This is a genomic window from Tenericutes bacterium MZ-XQ, from assembly GCA_002838205.1.
In the GTDB taxonomy this organism is placed as follows: Bacteria; Bacillota_I; Bacilli_A; order Acholeplasmatales; family Acholeplasmataceae; genus Mariniplasma.
Map to the genome: position 1 here is coordinate 1,254,270 of CP017950.1, position 18,882 is coordinate 1,273,151.

An 18,882-nucleotide genomic window follows, 5' to 3' on the forward strand; every position below is an offset into this window, starting at 1 on the left:
TTCAGTTTAAATATCTTTTTAAGATTTTTTGTATTTATCATAGTATTTTTCTACGGTTTTATATAATTCCTCTTTATTTTCAAGCATCTTTCTAATAGCTTCCAAACCTGATACATTCTTCTTGGAGTCTAGCCATAGTTTTAAGTAGCCATTTCTGCCATATTTCTCATTAATATGCTCTATTGCTCGATTTATATGCTGATCTTTTGATATCGATGGATAGTGACTTAATCCAAATTGAACTGTTCTTTTCACGATAACTTCGGGAATAATATCACGGTCTGCCTCCGCAATTATCTTTCCATAAATACTTCTAGGTGGGTCATCATGCGAAGCACGGTGATCCTCTATAGCTTCTTTCATGATTTTTATATCATCTTTATTAAAATAATTCTGAATCGTTTGATCTTCTTCTAAATACTTCGCTCCTGTGATGTGATGTTGATCTCTTCCAAATAAATTACCTATATCATGATAAAAAGCAATGACATAGACTAAGTCCAATTTCAGGTCCTCAAACTGTTTTGCCAACTCAAGTGACGTTTTTAGAACATGGTGTACATGATCATATTGATGTGCTTGATCAAACGCTTGATATTTGACTAAAACATGATTATATAAGTAGTCAATTAATTTTATCGGCATTTGATACTCAATGGTATTTTTAAACTGCTGATAGATATCAACAAAAGCATCTTTTGTATTTTGATGTGTTAATAAGTTTAAGACATCATCTTCATTGACCCAAATGGCATGCTTTATTTCAGTGTCCTGTTTTAAGAGTTGATTGGATAGCGGTATACCTAGATATAAAACAACTTCTTTATCAATTTCATTTCTAATATAATAACGCATTGAAGTTTTTATGTTATCATATAAAAAAGATTTAATATTGGTTTCTTCATATGTCTCTCTAACTGCAGTTTCAATATCTTGCTCATTTTTTTCTTGGTGTCCTTTCGGGAATCCAACAAAGTCACCATGAAGTTGATGGATTAATAAAAACTGTCTCTTTCCATCTTTATATCGATATAATATTGAACCACAAGACTTTTCTTTTCTCATCATTATCACCTGTAAAAAGTATATCATATTACATGGTAAGAATAAATTATTTACGAGAGTTTTACATGAATAGTGCATTGATAAAAACGCTTTCATCATGTATAATGAAATTAAGAGGTTAGTAAGGGGTGAAGTCGCATGAAAATCATGTTTTGCAGTTCAGAAGTTTTTCCATTTAGCAAAACCGGTGGTTTAGCTGATATGGCTTTATTTTTACCTAAATCTTTACAAAGAATAGGTCATGAAGTCAAAATCATTACTCCATATTATAAAAACATCAATAAGCACCATAAAGATATGACTTATAAAGGAACAAAATCAATCAGCATGGGCGGAATTGAAACTATTGTTCATTTTTATGAGTTAATTTATCAGGACATGAGTTTTATTTTTGTACAAAACATGCATTACTTTGAACGTGATCATCTATATGGATATAATGATGACGCAGAAAGATTTTCATGTTTTAGTTATGCTATTTTAGAATCATTAGAGGTTTTAGATTTTTATCCAGAAATTTTGCATCTAAATGATTGGCAAACAGGTATGGTACCTTACTTACTTGATGAACATTATCGCTATAGAAATGATCATTATTTTTCTATACATACACTTCTTACCATCCATAATTTAGAATATCAAGGCTCATTTGACCCCTATGTTGCTAGATTCTTTAATACCGATTTTAATTACACATATATTCATTTTGATCGTGTGAACTTTTTAAAATCAGGAATCGAAAGAGCAACAAAGATCAACACAGTCTCACCAACATATAGAGATGAAGTCTTATCTCAAGAATATGGTTTCACTTTGGATGGCGCCTTAAATCACCGAAAGGGCGATTTTGTAGGTATTTTAAATGGTATTGATGATGAAGTTTTCAATCCGAAATCTGATCATTTAATCGAATTTAATTACGATAAAAGAAATTACTTCCAGATGAAACAAAAGAACAAAGAACATATATTAAATCATTTTAATCTCGATATAGATTTAAACGAACCTTTGGTTACTTATGTTGGCAGATTAGCTACCCAGAAGGGTATTAACCTGATGACTCAAATGCTTGAAGAAGTTGTTGAGTTCTCAAATGCTAGATTTATACTGATGGGTTCAGGAAACGACTCTTACGAAGACTTTTTCAGATATCTATCTTATAAATACCCCAAAAGAGTCTCTAATTATATCGGGTTTAACGAAGAAATCGCCCACAAACTTTATGCCTCAAGTGATTTGTTCATGATGCCAAGTAGATTTGAACCATGTGGTTTGGGTCAGATGATTGCTATGCGTTATGGAACATTGCCTATCGTTAGGGAAACGGGTGGTTTAAAAGATACTGTTGAGCCATTTAATAAATATACAGATCAAGGCACAGGATTTACATTTAGAAATTACGATGCTTATGAACTCAAAGACAAGCTTTTTGAAGGCATTCAATTATACAAAGATAATCTTTCTATATTTAAAAAACTTATGAAACAAGCTATGGACAAAGACTATAGTCTAAGACAAATGGCATTATCATACGAAAACTTATACCAAATCATATTAGGAGTGTAACTTATGGAAACTTTAGCATTAATATTAGCAGGTGGCAAGGGAAGTCGACTTGACATTTTATCACAAAGAAGATCAAAACCAGCAATGCCTTTTGCTGGTAAATTTAGAATCATTGACTTTACATTATCAAACTGTACACAATCTAATTTATTTGATATTGGCATTTTAACACAATATTTACCCTTATCTTTAAATGAACATATCGGAAGTGGAAAAGCTTGGGATTTAGATAGACGCGATTCTGGTGTGACACTTCTTCAACCACATAACTACTGGTACTTAGGTACAGCTGATGCTGTCTTAAAAAATCTAGAGTTCATTCAAAGAAAAGAACCTAAATATGTTCTTATTCTTTCTGGTGATCATATCTATAAAATGGACTATCGTAAAATGATTACTGCACATAAAGAAAAAAATGCAAAACTAACAATCGCAACTCAACCTGTTGATCAAAAAGAAGTTTCTCGATTTGGTATCATGTCTATTAATGAAAATGATGAAATTATTAAATTTGAAGAGAAACCTAAAACTTCAGATTCGAATTTAGCTTCTATGGGTATTTACTTGTTTAATTATGAGTTACTAGAAAAAGTTTTACTTAATATTAAACGAGAAGATTTAGATTTTGGTAAACACATTATTCCTTATCTCATAGAAACAACCAAAAATGAAGTTTTTGCATACCAATTTAAAGATTATTGGATGGATGTAGGAACTTATGATGCATATTGGGAAACAAACTTACAAATGACTAAAGACTTTACTGCGTTAGACCTATATGATCCGACTTGGAAAGTGTTTACGAAAAGCGAAGATTTGCCTCCGGTGAAAGTCGGTTCAGATGCACATATCCAAACATCACTTGTTTCTAATGGATCTGTAATTGAAGGCACAGTCATAAATTCGGTACTCAGTCCAGGTGTTAGAGTTGGTAAGGGTAGCGTGGTTAAAGATAGTATTCTTCTAAACAATGCCATCGTTGGTGATGGTGTTACCATTCAAAAAAGTATTATTGATAAAAAAGTGGTTATCGGTAGAAATTCATATATCGGATATGGCGATGATTTAACACCAAACCAAGAAAAACCGGATTTATTAACAACTGGCATAACTGTTATTGAAAAACGCACAGTTATTCCTGAAAATGTACAAATCGGAAGGAATTGTAGAATTTTTAAATCTCATGATTTCAAAGAAAAAACTGTTAAAAGCGGATCTACACTAAGATAAAGTAAGAGGTATCACAAGTAAAATTGTGATACCTTTTTTTATGCTTTTTTTAGTATGTAGTTTTTTAATCAAACCGCTTTGTTTTTCAATAGCTTTTATTATATATGTGATCATGATAAATACTATATATGCTACTATTGTAAATCCAAAATCATAAATAAAAATAAATGTAACATCTCCAACTAGTGGCTGTATAAGTGATAAAACAGGTATATGGTTTTCATATAGTGGATTAATGAAAAACATATTAAATACACCTTCTTGAATCCAAGTATTGTGTATGAAATTTAACATAATTGCTATAACAACTACAATCGTAAATAGGACACTTGCACTTAAAATCGTTTTTATATGATAACTAACTTTCTTAGATATGATTAAACTAAATCCTATGATTGAAATACCTCCGTGATGAACCATGGTTTGAATGTTTATTCCAATCGTATGAACAAACACATCTGCTGGATATAACATGACTGCTGTTCCCGCAAATAAACCATAAGTCGCTAAAAATGCTAATGCCATCTTATATATTTTTTCATTCTTAGTTAAACTTGCTAATAATGATACATACATTGGTATTGAACAAAATTGGAATGGAAAAGCATACCACATATAATTCCATCCATTTTGATATGTGAAAATGATCTGTTTATAAATCTCAAACACTATAAGTATGATTGAAAAAATAAATAAATATTTTTTTATTCCTGTTTCTTCATTGTTTTTAAAATACTTTACACTCCATATAATCATGATGATGACTAATAGCAATGCTAAATAATGAAACCAGCTTTCTTGTAGGGATTGAAAAGCTACAGGCTCTTTCATTTCTAAACTGAGTAAATCTAATATCTTCATCTTACTTTCCTTCTACTTTGTTTTTCTATCCATTATAACATATTTATTATTAGGTTTGGTTGCTGTCTTACATAAAATCATATGGTGTTATTTGATCATCATCTTCTTCAAATGATTTTACATCTTCATTCAATCTTAAGGCTAGTGTTGTTTGTCGTTTATTTGATAAATGATTCGCTGCATAAATCAACAACTTCATATCTCCTAGTATAATTAAATATTGCTTTGCACGTGTAATCGCGGTATAGATCAATTCTTTTTTAAGCATATGCATATAACTTTTTACCATTGGCATCATGACGATCTTGTATTCACTGCCTTGAGATTTATGAATCGAAATCGCATATGCTAAGTTAATTTCATCTAAATCTTGTTTATCATATAAAACATCATTATCATCATAGGATACAATGACATAAGTATCATTTTCTTCATTGGTCTCTATTGATTTTATCACACCAATATCACCATTCATGATCAATCTTTTCGGATCATTGACGAGTTGAATAACTTTGTCCCCCTCATAAAAAACTTTATCTTTGAAAACCAATTTGTGCTTTTTATTTGGATTAAAGTGTTCTTGGAGTATCTCATTGAAACGATCAATACCTAACTCACCTTTATACATTGGGGCAAGTATTTGAATATCATCGATTAAAGAATAACCTTTATCAATCGCCCCTTTGACTTGATTGATTATTGTCTTTTGTATTTTATTACTATCAGCATGATATAAATAAACATCATTTCCAGATTCTAAATCTGAGTATGATAGTTCTTGCATATTGACTGATCTAGCCAATGATATAATATGTGAATCTTTTGCCTGTCTATGGATTTCATTTAATCTTACGACTTCAATCATCTTTGAGTCAATTAAATCTGCTAAAACTTGACCAGGTCCAACAGATGGCAACTGATCAACGTCCCCGACAATAATCACTTGTGCACTTGGCTTAATCGCTTCGAATAATCTATTTGCTAAAAATAGATCAATCATTGATGATTCATCAATAATGATTAATTCTTGAGGTAATAGATGAGATTCATCATAAGAAAAAACCCCTTCGTAATTATAACCTAAATGCCTATGAATAGTTGATGTCGAAATATTCAATAGCTCTTTCATTCTTTTTGCTGCTCGTCCTGTTGGAGCTAGACATGCTATCTTCTCATAGATTTCAGGATGACTAAAATCAAGTTTATGATAGATTTTATAGACCTCAAGCAACCCATCTATAATGGTTGTTTTTCCGGTTCCAGGTCCACCTGTAATAATCGCTATTTTATGTGTTAAAGCTTTTAAAATGGCTGTTTTTTGGACTTTAGTGTATGTGATATTTTTCTTTTGTTCTACAGCATCGATTAGTGTCTCTACATAAGTTTGATCCATGTGATGATCTGATTCGGCATTGAGTTCCTTAATTTTTTCAGCCAGCTTCACTTCAATGAAGTATGATTGATTCAAATAATATCTATCATCTTCAATAACAATACGTTTCTCTTCAAGTAAAGCTTCTATGGCTTCATCTATATGATAAGATTCGCCTAATACTTGTTCAGAAAGTTGTTTAAGTTGTTCTATTGTCAAATAGATATCGCCATTTTGATAAGCAATATGTTCTAATACATAAAGGATTGATGCTTTAAGTCGTCTCATATCTGATTTATCAATACCAAGCTTATTAGCAATCTCATCCGCTTTTTTAAAGCCGATGCCTTCGATATCATCAATCAATCGATACGGATTTTCTTCTAATTTCTCTATGGTTAACATTTGATATTTATTGAGTAACTTCATTGCTAGCTTGCCAGATAGCTCATAGCCATATAGAGAAACTAAAATATGTTCATTGGTTTGATTTTCTTTGAGTTGTTGGAAAAACTTAGCAATTCGTATGTTATTTAGGCCAACTTGTTTTAACACATTAGGATCTTTCATTATCTTAGAAATTGCATCTTCACCTAGTGTATCCACAATTTTTTCAGCAGTTTTTGGACCTATACCATTAAAAAAAGAGCTTGATAAGTAACTAATCAAACCTGCTTTTGATTGTTTTTGAGCTTTTTTAAAGGATTGCACTTTGAGTTGTTCACCATAGGTTTGGTGTTTAACCCATTCTCCTTCAAACTCATAAATAACATCTTCACTTATTTTTGGAAAATATCCAACAATGGTCACCAAATCATCAGATTCAGTAATGAGTCTAGCTATAGAATAACTATTTTCTTCATTGTGAAAGACATAATTTTTAATTTTTCCAATCACTGTGTCCATAATGCCTCCATGCCGCTTTCTCTTATGTAAAATTATAACATGTATTTCCGATTAAAAAAAGGAACTAGGTTCCTTTTAACTATATTGTCTTTTCTTTTTTTCCATAAAGACTTCTGAAATAAATCCAGAGCCTACACAGACTTCATTTTGATAAAATGCACAAACTTGTCCAGGGGTAACAGCTCTAACTTTTTGTGGATATTTGACTCGAATGGTTGATTCGTCAATCCATTCGACATTCACATGATGATCTTGTTGTCTATATCTAAATTTAGCAGTCATATCACCGCTTGTTTTTTCACCTCTCCAAACAACATCAGTAATGATTGCTTCATCAGAGTATAAATATGGGTGATGAAAACCTGGCTCTACGAATAAAGTATTCGTTTTTAAGTCTTTACCTACTACATACCAAGCATCAGATTCTTCTTTTGTTCCACCAATACCTAACCCTTTTCTTTGTCCAATCGTATAGTTCATCAAACCAAAATGCTTTTTCATATAGGTACCATCTAGTCTTTTCATTTCGCCGGGTTGAGCTGGTAAATAATTACTTAAAAACTCATTAAAATGTCTTTCCCCGATAAAACAAATGCCAGTAGAATCTTTTTTCTTTGCTGTAGCTAAATCCTGTTCGATTGCTATTTTTCTAACTTCACTTTTATCTAGATGACCAATAGGAAACATAACATTTTTAAGCTGATCAGATCTTAACTGTGACAGAAAATAAGTTTGATCTTTATTTTGATCTTTGGCTCTTAGTAGTTTAGGATGATCACCGCTCAAATCAACTTGAGCGTAATGACCCATAGCTATATAATCAAAATCGAACTTTTGAGCATAATCTATGAACGCTTTAAACTTAATCTCATTATTACACAAAACATCAGGATTGGGTGTTCTATTTTTCTTATACTCATCAAGAAAATACGAGAACACGCGATCCCAATAATCGTCTATAAAATCAACTTTATGAAGTTTAATACCCAATTTGTTTGCGACAGCAAGTGCGTCTTGATAGTCTTTTTCTTGCTCACAAACCTCATCAAATGCTGTTGGATTACCTTTTAAATCTTGGTTTGTTGCACTATCCCAATTACGCATAAAAACGGCTTCTACATCGTAGCCGTCTTTTAGGAGTAGATATGCTGCAACACTGCTATCTACACCACCGCTTAACCCTATTATTACTTTTTGTTTTTTACTCATAATACCACTTTCTTTTTAACATCACTAGGCATTCTATACTCACCTCTTGGTGATAAACTTACACCAAGAATTTTTGGTCCTTCTGGCAATGTTTGTCTTTTAAATTGTTGTGTGTAAAAACGTTTAAAAAATCGATTTACATAAATTTTTGATGTTTCTTCATCAAGATCAAATGCTTTTTTAACTAACCAGTTGATCTTATGTTCATCAGCTCCCATTTGCAGGTGATGATATAAGATAAAATCATTGATATCATATCTTCCAATTGTCTTTTCTGTATCCTGATTTGATGTTAGCTCAGGTGTAATTGGTGCATCAATAATGTCTTGTAAGACATCTTGAACATATTTATATTGATGTTTTGCATGATACTCAACAAGCGTTTTTACCCATGTTTTTGGAAGTCCAGCATTGATTGCATACATACTCATTTGATCACCGTTATATGTCATCCAACCCAATGCAATTTCAGATAAGTCTCCAGTCCCTAAAACAAAGCCACCATATTTATTGGCTAGATTCATTAAAATCATTGTTCTCATTCTTGCTTGCGTATTTTCATAGGTCACATCTAAATCCTTGTGTTCAATGGATTTTAAGTGAAGATCTACTGCTTCACTGATTGGTATTTCCATTTTAGTAACATTTAATGCTTCCATGAGCTTGATTGCTGTATGCTTAGATTTATCTAAAGTGACTTGAGCTGGCATTGTTACTGCAATAATATCTTTCGGATCTTTTTTCAAATATAGCATCGCTTGATGGCTTACTAATAATGCTAGTGCTGAATCTAGTCCACCAGATATGCCTAAAATAATTTTATTAGCAGATGCTGGTAAAGACTGTAGCTTTTTAACAAGCGCAAATATTTGTAAATGGTTTGCAACTTTTATATCTTCTATTGTGTTTGTTTTTGATATAAATGGTGTTTGATCTAAAGGTTTTTCAAATGTATATGTTTCTGATTCTTTTAGATCAAACGGAATATATTGATAAGTATCTTTAAGTTTTAAATGCATATCTCTATATGTACTATCTTGTCTCTTTTGATAATTGATACCCATAATATCAATATCAGCATATAAATGCGTTTCTTCATCAGTGAAAGCTGAGCTTTCAACAATAAGCTCACCTAAAGATGCAATCACTTTATGGCTTGAAAAAACTGTTTCACTACTAGATTCGTAATGTCCCGTTGTCGTATATACATAAGCAGTCATTTGCTTTCTGGAATGATCCAACACGACATGACGTCTTAGTGATTGTTTCCCCACATATTCACTTGATGCTGATAAATTAAGAATTAAATTAGCACCGGCTAAACTCATATCATCACTTGGTGCATATGTAGCCCATACATCCTGACAAATCTCAACACCAAATCTAATATTAAAATCTTGATTCTCGAAAATTAAATATCCAAAAGGTACTTTTTGACCCAATACATCAATTGATTTTAAGGTCGTTTCAATGCCTGAATGAAACCATCTTTTTTCATAAAACTCATGATAATTAGGCAAATAGTGTTTAGGAACAACACCTAGTATTTTTTTATTAGAGACAACAATTGCACAATTATAAAGAATACCATAAATATCTAGTGGTATTCCTAGCATATAAATACCTTCATATGTCGTTTCTTCAATGATTTCTCTTACTGCTTGACTTGCATCATTGATAAATGATTCTTGATAAAACAAATCACTTGCACTATATCCTGTAATCGTTAATTCAGGAAATACTGTAATAGCAGCTTTAGACTGATTAAGAACTTTAAGTATTTGAACTTTGTTATAGTCGATGTCACCAACCATTATTTTTGGTGTTACAGCAGCAACCTTAATGATTCCTTGTTTGTACATAATTATCCCTCATATAATTTATTTTCTTTAATATAATCATAAACTTCATGTGTCAGCTGATTTTTGTGATTTTCAATATTTTTTCTAATCATTGAAGATGAAATGTTCATATTAAAATCGACAAATATAAACTGATGCGCCTCATGCTCAAACAACTTTTCAGCATGTTCTATTGTCATATAGTGATTTCTATTCATCACTATAAACGGATATGTTTTTAATAAATTCTTATAATCAATCCATTGGTTGAGTTTATCAAGATGATCTGAACCAATCACAAAATGAAGGTTATCATACTTTTTCGATAATTCATTAAGGGCCTCTATGGTACCTTTAAAACCTCGTTTTTGTTCCAAATCTGAAATGATGACTTTATTAGAAAAAGGTTTAATCAATAGATTAAGCATTTCAAATCTATATTTAAAATCGATGAGTTCTTTTTTCTTGTAGTCGTTACCAACAGGTAAAAGGATGACTTTAGCTCCTTCAAACTCATCCAACAGTTTTTTAATGATATTCAAATGTGCTTTTGTCGGTGGATTAAAGGATCCACCATAGACAATATTCATTAAACCACCGTTATTATTATACCATAATATATGTGTTGATTTTAGATATAACTATATAATAATATCTAAAAGAATTCTAAAAAGCGTTTCATTTTGAATTGAAAAATAGAATTGATATAATAAGGATGTATTATAAGTATCATACGCGATCAAAGGAGAGCGATATATATGGATTTAAAAGAAAGATATTTCAATAAAATAAGATCTGAAAGATTAAGACTTACCAAGTCTAGAAAAGCAATGATCGAGATTCTTCAAGATAAGCATCTTACCTTTAAGGAGATTCAAAAGGCTTTAGCAAGCCGTGGTTTTTATAATGTTTCTACGATCTATAACAACTTAGAATTCTTAATGGAACATAAAATGGTCGTTGAAATTTATATTAATAATGTTAAATATTATGACTTAGCGATGGATAATCCAATGCATAGCGCTGATAGTCATATCCACGTAATGAATAAAGAAACCAATGAAATCACTGAAGTGAACAGTCCTGAAATCTTTGATTACATTATGAAGCATGAGTCATTTAAAGATCTTGATTTAGAATATATCAGGATTATTATCTCTGCAAATAAAAAAAGAAAATAATTGAACTCAATAAAAAGGCACTTGGTGCCTTTTTATTTTTCTAATGCATTGATAAATAGATCAGCTGTAGAACGATTTGTAGCTAAAGGTATCTCGTAATGATCACTTAATCTTAATAGCGCTGAGACATCAGGTTCATGTGGCTGAGCAGTTAATGGATCTCTAAAGAAGATAATCATATCAATCAATTGATTTGCAACCATAGATCCGATTTCTTGATCACCACCTAAAGGTCCTGATTTTTTTAAATGAATCTTTAGTCCAGTATATTTAATGAGTATTGAACCTGTAGTTCCTGTTGCGTAAAGTTCATGCGCTTTAAATACATTTAAATGTTCTTTGACAAACGCAACCATATCTGCTTTTTTCTTGTCATGGGCGATAAGTGCTATTTTCATAAGAAGTCCTTTCTGCAACTCTCATTTTTGCTGATTTTGATCTTGAGTTGTTTTTAATTTCTTCATCTGATGGATATATCGGTTTTTTTGTTATGAGTTTTAACTTTACATGGTCATCCATCATGACTGGTAAATTTTTAGGGAGTTGCGATGTGCTTTCTGTTTTAAAGAAATGTTTGACTATTCTATCTTCCAATGAGTGAAATGTAATAATGACAATTCTTCCCCCTGGATTAAGCATTTCAACTGCTTGTGTTAAAACTTCTTCTAAGACACCTAATTCATGATTTACCGCGATTCTTAATGCTTGAAAAACTCTTTTTGCACTATGTCCTTTTTCTTTGAAATTCACTTGGTCAGTAATTTTTACTAAATCCGAAGTCGTTTTTAACGGTCTTTGATCGATAATTCTTTGTGCAATTTTATAACTATTTTTTTCTTCACCATAGATATAAAATATTTTTGCTAATTCATCTTTGTCATAGGTATTTACAATCTCTTCTGCTGTTAAGCTTTGTGACTGGTCCATTCTCATATCTAACTGTGCTTCTTTCAAATAGGTAAACCCTCTTGTATTATCGTCAATTTGAAAACTTGACATGCCTAAATCTAGTAATAATCCATCTATTTTTGTTACACCTTCATGATTCAACTTTGTTTTTAGGTATCTAAAATTACTTTTGATAATCTTATAATTTTCAAATCCTTGAAGTACTGTTTTAGCATAATTAATTGCATAATCGTCTTGGTCAAATGCGTATAAAAAGCCATTTTCTAGATGTTCAAGTATTTTTTTCGAATGTCCAGCACCACCGAGTGTGCCATCAACATAAACACCATTTTTTTTAATATTTAGATATTCTATTGCTTCATTAAGTAATACTGTTACATGTTTCATAAATACACATCTTTTCTATGATATCATTTGCATAATTCAACTATATATGAATTTTTTTTGTTTGTCAATTCAGCTAAAGAAAAAGGTGCCTTCGGCACCCTTCCTTAATCCTCTTTGGATTGTTTTTTGGTTAATACTTGTTGACCTTTGTAATAACCACTGTTTGGTGTTACACGGTGTGGTAATGTGAATTCACCAGTTTGTGGGCAAACAACTAACGCAGGAGCAGTCAATTTGTAATGTGTACGACGTTTTCTCTTCGCAGTTTTACCCGTTCTTCTAAATGGAACAGCCATCTGTTCACCTCCTATTTTTTCAAGAGCTTATCTAGATCAGCAAATGCAGGATGTGGACTCTTTTCCTCTTCAAAAAGGAGTTCTTTTGCATCTGGATGATAGATGGTATACGGTTTTTCACTTATGATGTATCCAAATATGATATCTGATAAATCAATCTCATTTGTTAAAATAAAATCTGCATCTTCTTGATCACCAAATATAACTTCTTCTTTAATATCCATGTGGTATTCAACTGGCTTTAGCGTTTTTGAACACGCTAACTCCATGTCAACACTTACATCAATATCAAGTATGAGTGTATCCTCTTGATCATCAACATCTATATGAATTTTAGCGGGTTTTATGGATAAAATATCATCAATCGCTTCTATTTCTTTTTGATAATCATAAGTAAAATCTAATGAGGCTTTTTCTTTAATTTCATGTAGCAATATTTTCATAACATCACCTCAACGAAAGTATTATACAAAATAAATCTCTAAATGTCAATGATAACATCATATAATCTCCTAACTAGGAGCATTGATAGTTATCAATCATATCAATTTAAGCTGATTTTTCACTTCTAACTTTTGTTTTAAATAAATCAAGGATTTGTTGTTCAGTTGGTGTTAAAATTTCAGGCAGATCATATTGGTCGTGCATGCGATGATTTCTCAAATGAAACTGAACATTTTTTCCATTAGATAATCCAACTTCTAAATCCAGCATAATGTACTTAGGTTTATTTGGATGATCATATTTGATTTGTGTTTCCATTTGAACAACATCAAAATAATTAAACTCTCCAGAAATATCATATGCAATATGACCGTTTCTATGATCAATATTCGCTTGATAGTAAAACAACGTCTCTTTACCAAAAAATAACATTGTTATAAGCGCTTGGTCATAAATTTGCGTATATGTACCATCTGGTTTTTGATCTAATCTATAATGCACAGTATCATGCTCACTATATGCATCTGGTATTGTGATAATAATTGGTTTTTGATATGCATTTCGATTTATACTCAATAATCTTTCAGCTCTTAAAATTGCCTGATTATAGTCATCTTGCATAAACTTTATGAAACTATCTTTTTCTCTACCGGAAAATTTCTTAAAATATTTTTGTGTCCATTTTGATCGATTTTTTATTCTTTTAGGGTTATCATTCTTTAAAGCAGCTTTTTCAGCCTTTTTTTGTGCTCTTTGTTCTTTTTTTAATGCTTTTTGATCTTTCTTGTTTTTCTCTTTAGCTAAGTCAGCTTCTTCTAATGCTTTGAGTTCTTGTTCTTTTTGAGCTTTCTTCTCAGCTTTAGAAAGTTTTTTAGGTGCCTTTTCAACTGCTTGCACTTTTGATTCATCTACAGTTTGTTGATTATCGTCTTGCAAAGTTTCTGTCGCGGTTAAGTCTTTATCTTTATTCATATGAATACCACCTTTCACCTTTACTCTATTTTAACAAATAAATTGAATTATCGTCAAACTTTTATGAGTTTTCATAGATTTTTTAGTTTATTCGTCAACTATGACTCCATCATATAGTAAAGTCTTGAACTCTTCTTTATCAATATCTAAAATATAAGTGTCTATCTCATCTTGAGCAAAAATCTCATCAATCGTTTTTTTGGTGAACTCTTGATCTATAAACAGTTTTTCGAATGATTCTAATGGTTTTGTGTCAAAAAAATCACCTAATATTTTAAAATTCTTAATAAGGCCATCGTGTAAATCAATCATCACCTCAATAAGACCACCTTTGATTCTTCGTTTCAATGTTTTTGTATGTGGCGGTTGCTTTTTAAATATCCAGTCTTTTGATTCGTATTTTTTTGCCATTTCTTTAATTTTAGCAATCTCTTCATCAGTAAGTTCATAGGTCTCAAAAGTCAATGTGTTTTCAAAGTGTTTGATTAATTGCTGTTGTGTCATACCATTCAAGTATGGTTTTAAATTTGTAACACGTGAACGCACACTATCAACACCCTTGCTTACGAGTTTCTCATCAGATGGTGTGATTGCTCTTACCATTGTTTCTAGATCACAATCATATAAGAATGTACCATGCATAAGCATTCCATGTTTGTTTTGTAAAAATGCGTTCCCTGATATTTTTTTACCATCATATAGCAAATCATTTCTTCCACTAAACTCTATATTGATATTCAGCAATTTCATAGAATCAATAATTTTTGATAGATAAGTCTTAAAACTGAAATTTTTATTCGTTTTTTTCGTGATAATTGAAAACATTGTATTTCTATGATCTGCATATACACAACCTCCACCAGTTGGACGTCTATATACATCTATGTTATTTTCTTTTAAGAATGCTAGATTTACTTCATTTTCAATCACCTGATTTTTACCAATGACTACACCATGAATTTCCCAAGTGAAAAAGTATGTTTCGTTATCTTTCAGTTTTTCATTTAATATATACTCTTCTAATGCAAAATAAAAATAAGGTTTCAATTGTCCCTCGTTATGATGTCTAACTAAAATCATTTGATAGCCTCCTAAGTTCATTCTATAAAAATTATACCATGTATATATTTTATAAAAAAGCAGATTGTTTTGAAATTGAAAATATTGTGTGAAAAAATGCAAATTATAATCTATCTAATATGAATGATGTTATAATGAAGACAATAAAGGATGGTGTTATTATGTTACTATTTATCAAACTATTTGCAATTTCATTTGTCATATTCTTTGTTATTGATCTCATTTGGTTAGGTATCATAGCTAAAAATTTATACCAACAGTACATTGGAAAATTACTGAAATCAGATGTAAACTGGGTTGCTGCTATAGTTTTCTATTTATTATTTATTGCAGGGTTAGTGTTATTTGTTTTAATTCCTGGTGTTGATAAACAAAGTTTAAGTCATGTGATGATCTATGGTGCACTCTTCGGTTTTATTACATATGCTACTTATGATCTAACCAATTTAGCTACTCTAAAGGATTGGCCAATTCAAATCACAATCATCGATTTAGCTTGGGGAACATTTTTAGGTTTCTCAACTTCAACTATATCATATCTATTATTTCAACTAATATTTTAGGAGGGTTTTTCCTTGGATACAATTGCATTAAACAACAAACTCATCTATAACGCATTTGTTATAGGCGCACGAAATGTTATCTCTGAAAAAAACAGTTTGAACAAAATCAATGTCTTCCCAGTGCCAGATGGAGATACTGGGACAAATTTAGCATCACTGATGCAAACTATTATTGACAAAGCCAGTATGAAAGAAACTACTGCTGAAACCATGCAAACCATCGTTGATGCTGCAATCGAAGGTGCTAGAGGAAATTCAGGTATTATCTTTGCTTCTTATATCAATGGTTTTTATGAGTCAATAAGTAAAGAAGAGATTACAGTAGATGAGTTTATCGAAATCATTAATCATGCGTATGAAGAAGCATATCAATCTATAAACACGCCTGTTGAAGGTACCATGATTACACTTATGCGTGCTTGGGGACATGCTTTAAACAGCCTAAAAGACGCTGGTCATACAGTTGTCGACATGTTTTCTAAAGCTTATGAGATGCTGCAACTTGAACTTAAAAAGACGACAGAGATGTTGGCTGTATTAAAAGAAAACAAAGTAGTTGATGCTGGAGCAAAAGGCTTTGTTCATTTTGTTGAAGGATTTATTAAATCATTAAAAGGTGAAGAAGTTGTTGTAGAATTTCAAGATATTCCAGAAGTCACAGAAGCTCTTCACATCGATCACTTAGATGAATCACAATTTAGATATTGTACAGAAGCATTGCTTGCTGCAAACGACTTAAATGTTAGTGAAATCAAATCATATCTAAATGAGATTGGTGATTCGCTTGTTATAGCTGGAAATCAAAGACGTTTACGTGTTCATATACATACAGATGTTCCAGATCAAGTCTTTCAATACTTGGCTTCTCATGGAAAAATTGTAGAGCAAAAAGTCGATGATATGATAAGACAATTTGAAATGGTTAATCATAAGAAATATGATATTGCTCTAGTGACTGATTCGATTGCGGATCTTCCAAAAGAACTTGTTGATCAATATCAAATCCATCAATATCCACTTGGTTTAATGATAAATGATACAACTTATTACGATAAACTAACCATCTATTCTAAAGACTTTTATAAAATGATGGATAGTTTAGAAGTTTACCCAACTTCTTCTCAACCCAATCCAAAATCTTTAGAAAACTTCTTCTCACAATTAACGACTTATTATGATAAAATCATTGTTTTAACAGTTTCTTCTAAGATGAGCGGCACATATCAAACATTTGTAGATGCGACTTCTAAATTCAAAGATCAAAAAATCAGTGTGATTGATTCCATTCAAAACTCTGGAGCTCAAGGCTTACTTGTTCTTAAAGCTGCTGAACTCATCGATCAAAATAAATCATTTGATGAAATTGTTTCATCGATTGAGAAATTAAAACAAGAATCAAAGATTTTAGTAAGTGTTAAAACGCTTAAATACATGGTTAAAGGTGGACGTGTTAAGAAAGTTACAGGCTTAGTTGGTAAGATCTTAAACTTGAAACCAGTCATCTCTATTGATGCTAAAGGTGAAGGCATCATCTTTGATAAAGGATTCAGTATGAAATCGAGTAATAAAAAGATCTATAAACATGTTGAATCAGTCACTAAAACCCATCACATCGACAAATATGCAATTGTTCATGCGAATGCTCCTGAACGAGCAGAATCATATGAGAAAGTTTATACTGAACTCATTGGAAAAAAACCTGAGTATATCATGGATATCTCAAGTATTGTTGCATTAAGTGCTGGTATTGGTACAGTTGCAATCGCTTATATAAAGGGCGAAGCAAAATAGTGATTCATAGATGTTATCATTAAGATAGCATCTTTTTTTTTGCGAAAAAAAAAGTATTTACAAGTGTAAATACTAATTTTTAAACATATTTTTAAATTTATCCCATGCAGTTTCTTTTTGCACAGATTCTAGTTTTTCAAGTTGCTCATACAATTTCTTTTCTTGAGCTGAAAGACTCTTTGGTGTCTTAAGTTCAACAACAACTTGTTGATCGCCTTTTTTCTTACTTCTTACATTAGCGATACCTTTTTCTCTCATTCTTAAAATCGTTCCATGTTCAATACCTGCTGGTATTTTTAAGTTAACATCTCCATAAATGGTAGGTACTTCTATAGTTGCACCTAAAACTGCTTGAGTAATCGTTATTGGAACCTCTAGGATGATATCATCATGGTGGCGTTTAAAGACTTTATGTGGTTTCACTCTAAAGTTTAAGTATAAATCACCTTTAGATCCACCTTTTGTCCCTCCATTACCATAACCAGCAACTTTTAGACTCATATTTGTGTCTACACCAGCTGGAATGTTAACATCAACTGTTTTAGTCACTCTTTCTATACCAGTGCCGTGGCAAGTGTTACATTTCTTTTTAATCACTTTACCTTGACCGCCACATTTTGGACAAACTTGTTGTGTACGCATTGTACCAAACATCGTTCTTTGATCAACATTGACATAGCCATCACCATGACATCGATCACATGCTTCAACATCCTTAGATGATTCTGCACCTAATCCATGACAAACATGACATTCTTCATCGACTTGAACTTGGATTGTTTTTTTCGTTCCAAGAGCAGCTTCCATAAAATCAATGGTCATCGTTTTTTCTAAGTCATCACCACGTTGTGGTCCATTGTAATTACTTTGTCTTTGTGAGCGAGATCCACCGCCGCCAAAAAACTGCGAGAATATGTCACTAAATCCACCAAAATCACCAAATCCACCACCAAATCCTTGTCCAGCATTCCCAAATGGACTGCCTTCATGACCGTATTGGTCGTATTGTGCTTTCTTTTGTGGATCATTTAATGTGTCATACGCTTCTTGCACTTCTTTAAATTTAGTTTCTGCATTTTCTTCTTTAGAAATATCAGGATGATATTTTTTGGCAAGTGTTCGATACGCTTTTTTGATTTCTTCTTGACTTGCGCCTTTTTTTAGTCCTAATATCTCATAATAATCTCTTTTATTTGCCATAAAGCATCA

Annotated in this window: 18 protein-coding genes; 5 read left to right on the top strand and 13 right to left on the bottom strand. The window is 31.5% G+C overall.

Annotation, left to right across the window (positions count from 1 at the left end):
- Positions 1-18: 18 nt before the first annotated feature.
- Positions 19-645: a hypothetical protein gene (locus BK011_06165; GenBank protein AUD66158.1), complete on the bottom strand. Its 627-nt coding sequence runs from the start codon at positions 643-645 to the stop codon at positions 19-21.
- A gap of 558 nt (positions 646-1,203) precedes the next feature.
- On the opposite strand from BK011_06165, the gene BK011_06170 reads away from it, so the two are divergent.
- Both BK011_06170 and BK011_06175 read left to right on the top strand, forming a co-directional pair.
- Positions 1,204-2,631: a starch synthase gene (locus BK011_06170; protein AUD65291.1), complete on the top strand. Its 1,428-nt coding sequence runs from the start codon at positions 1,204-1,206 to the stop codon at positions 2,629-2,631.
- A 3-nt stretch (positions 2,632-2,634) separates the two neighbouring features.
- Entirely contained in the window at positions 2,635-3,861 is a 1,227-nt protein-coding gene (locus tag BK011_06175; protein AUD65292.1) for a glucose-1-phosphate adenylyltransferase, read from the top strand.
- On the opposite strand, the gene BK011_06180 is transcribed toward BK011_06175, so the two are convergent.
- From BK011_06180 to BK011_06200, 5 genes are all read right to left on the bottom strand, one after another.
- Complete coding sequence (locus tag BK011_06180; protein ID AUD65293.1) at positions 3,853-4,722, bottom strand: hypothetical protein; 870 nt, start codon at positions 4,720-4,722, stop codon at positions 3,853-3,855. The two genes, BK011_06175 and BK011_06180, sit on opposite strands and share 9 nt — an antisense overlap.
- 67 nt (positions 4,723-4,789) lie before the next feature.
- Positions 4,790-7,000 carry a hypothetical protein gene (locus BK011_06185; protein AUD65294.1) on the bottom strand — a complete coding sequence of 737 codons (2,211 nt, stop codon included), beginning with the start codon at positions 6,998-7,000 and terminating at the stop codon, positions 4,790-4,792.
- A gap of 75 nt (positions 7,001-7,075) precedes the next feature.
- Positions 7,076-8,209 carry a tRNA 2-thiouridine(34) synthase MnmA gene (locus tag BK011_06190; GenBank protein ID AUD65295.1) on the bottom strand — a complete coding sequence of 378 codons (1,134 nt, stop codon included), beginning with the start codon at positions 8,207-8,209 and terminating at the stop codon, positions 7,076-7,078.
- Complete coding sequence (locus tag BK011_06195; GenBank protein AUD65296.1) at positions 8,206-10,071, bottom strand: NAD(+) synthase; 1,866 nt, start codon at positions 10,069-10,071, stop codon at positions 8,206-8,208. Before BK011_06195 ends, BK011_06190 begins: the two co-directional genes overlap by 4 nt.
- A 2-nt stretch (positions 10,072-10,073) precedes the next feature.
- The gene (locus BK011_06200) at positions 10,074-10,640 is read right to left on the bottom strand and encodes a nicotinate (nicotinamide) nucleotide adenylyltransferase (GenBank protein ID AUD65297.1); all 567 of its coding nucleotides are present in this window, start codon (positions 10,638-10,640) and stop codon (positions 10,074-10,076) included.
- 168 nt (positions 10,641-10,808) lie between these two features.
- Between BK011_06200 and BK011_06205 the strand changes: the two genes are divergently transcribed.
- A complete protein-coding gene (locus tag BK011_06205; protein AUD65298.1) occupies positions 10,809-11,231 on the top strand; it encodes a hypothetical protein in 423 nt (140 codons plus the stop codon).
- Positions 11,232-11,263: 32 nt separating this feature from the next.
- Here BK011_06205 and BK011_06210 read toward each other — a convergent pair whose 3' ends face one another.
- From BK011_06210 to BK011_06235, 6 genes are all read right to left on the bottom strand, one after another.
- The gene (locus tag BK011_06210) at positions 11,264-11,629 is read right to left on the bottom strand and encodes a methylglyoxal synthase (GenBank protein ID AUD65299.1); all 366 of its coding nucleotides are present in this window, start codon (positions 11,627-11,629) and stop codon (positions 11,264-11,266) included.
- Entirely contained in the window at positions 11,604-12,527 is a 924-nt protein-coding gene (locus BK011_06215) for a 16S rRNA (cytosine(1402)-N(4))-methyltransferase (protein ID AUD65300.1), read from the bottom strand. The genes BK011_06210 and BK011_06215 overlap by 26 nt, the downstream gene beginning before the upstream one ends.
- Before the next feature lie 104 nt (positions 12,528-12,631).
- Positions 12,632-12,823 (bottom strand): 50S ribosomal protein L32, encoded by a 192-nt coding sequence (locus BK011_06220; protein AUD65301.1) that lies wholly within the window; start codon positions 12,821-12,823, stop codon positions 12,632-12,634.
- An 11-nt stretch (positions 12,824-12,834) separates the two neighbouring features.
- Positions 12,835-13,266 carry a hypothetical protein gene (locus BK011_06225; GenBank protein ID AUD65302.1) on the bottom strand — a complete coding sequence of 144 codons (432 nt, stop codon included), beginning with the start codon at positions 13,264-13,266 and terminating at the stop codon, positions 12,835-12,837.
- Positions 13,267-13,372: 106 nt separating this feature from the next.
- Positions 13,373-14,239: a hypothetical protein gene (locus BK011_06230; GenBank protein ID AUD65303.1), complete on the bottom strand. Its 867-nt coding sequence runs from the start codon at positions 14,237-14,239 to the stop codon at positions 13,373-13,375.
- Positions 14,240-14,326: 87 nt separating this feature from the next.
- Entirely contained in the window at positions 14,327-15,319 is a 993-nt protein-coding gene (locus BK011_06235; protein ID AUD65304.1) for a lipoate--protein ligase, read from the bottom strand.
- A 161-nt stretch (positions 15,320-15,480) separates the two neighbouring features.
- Here BK011_06235 and BK011_06240 point away from each other — a divergent pair, with 161 nt between their 5' ends.
- On the top strand, positions 15,481-15,882 hold the full coding sequence (locus tag BK011_06240) for a hypothetical protein (protein AUD65305.1): 402 nt from the start codon (positions 15,481-15,483) through the stop codon (positions 15,880-15,882).
- A gap of 12 nt (positions 15,883-15,894) precedes the next feature.
- Complete coding sequence (locus BK011_06245; GenBank protein AUD65306.1) at positions 15,895-17,673, top strand: hypothetical protein; 1,779 nt, start codon at positions 15,895-15,897, stop codon at positions 17,671-17,673.
- Positions 17,674-17,745: 72 nt separating this feature from the next.
- Here the strand turns inward: BK011_06245 and BK011_06250 are convergent, their stop codons facing one another.
- Positions 17,746-18,873, bottom strand: a complete 1,128-nt coding sequence (locus BK011_06250; protein ID AUD65307.1) for a molecular chaperone DnaJ — start codon at positions 18,871-18,873, stop codon at positions 17,746-17,748.
- Positions 18,874-18,882 lie beyond the last annotated feature (9 nt).

Bases quoted from the DNA above. Each gene is read 5' to 3' on its own strand.
- BK011_06170 (AUD65291.1), top strand. From the start codon at position 1,204: ATGAAAATCATGTTTTGCAGTTCAGAAGTTTTTCCATTTAGCAAAACC.
- BK011_06220 (AUD65301.1), bottom strand. From the start codon at position 12,823: ATGGCTGTTCCATTTAGAAGAACGGGTAAAACTGCGAAGAGAAAACGT.
- BK011_06230 (AUD65303.1), bottom strand. From the start codon at position 14,239: ATGAATAAAGATAAAGACTTAACCGCGACAGAAACTTTGCAAGACGAT.
- BK011_06205 (AUD65298.1), top strand. From the start codon at position 10,809: ATGGATTTAAAAGAAAGATATTTCAATAAAATAAGATCTGAAAGATTA.
- BK011_06210 (AUD65299.1), bottom strand. From the start codon at position 11,629: ATGAAAATAGCACTTATCGCCCATGACAAGAAAAAAGCAGATATGGTT.
- BK011_06235 (AUD65304.1), bottom strand. From the start codon at position 15,319: ATGATTTTAGTTAGACATCATAACGAGGGACAATTGAAACCTTATTTT.
- BK011_06195 (AUD65296.1), bottom strand. From the start codon at position 10,071: ATGTACAAACAAGGAATCATTAAGGTTGCTGCTGTAACACCAAAAATA.
- BK011_06225 (AUD65302.1), bottom strand. From the start codon at position 13,266: ATGAAAATATTGCTACATGAAATTAAAGAAAAAGCCTCATTAGATTTT.
- BK011_06240 (AUD65305.1), top strand. From the start codon at position 15,481: ATGTTACTATTTATCAAACTATTTGCAATTTCATTTGTCATATTCTTT.
- BK011_06190 (AUD65295.1), bottom strand. From the start codon at position 8,209: ATGAGTAAAAAACAAAAAGTAATAATAGGGTTAAGCGGTGGTGTAGAT.
- BK011_06175 (AUD65292.1), top strand. From the start codon at position 2,635: ATGGAAACTTTAGCATTAATATTAGCAGGTGGCAAGGGAAGTCGACTT.
- BK011_06180 (AUD65293.1), bottom strand. From the start codon at position 4,722: ATGAAGATATTAGATTTACTCAGTTTAGAAATGAAAGAGCCTGTAGCT.
- BK011_06185 (AUD65294.1), bottom strand. From the start codon at position 7,000: ATGGACACAGTGATTGGAAAAATTAAAAATTATGTCTTTCACAATGAA.
- BK011_06215 (AUD65300.1), bottom strand. From the start codon at position 12,527: ATGAAACATGTAACAGTATTACTTAATGAAGCAATAGAATATCTAAAT.
- BK011_06250 (AUD65307.1), bottom strand. From the start codon at position 18,873: ATGGCAAATAAAAGAGATTATTATGAGATATTAGGACTAAAAAAAGGC.
- BK011_06165 (AUD66158.1), bottom strand. From the start codon at position 645: ATGCCGATAAAATTAATTGACTACTTATATAATCATGTTTTAGTCAAA.
- BK011_06200 (AUD65297.1), bottom strand. From the start codon at position 10,640: ATGAATATTGTCTATGGTGGATCCTTTAATCCACCGACAAAAGCACAT.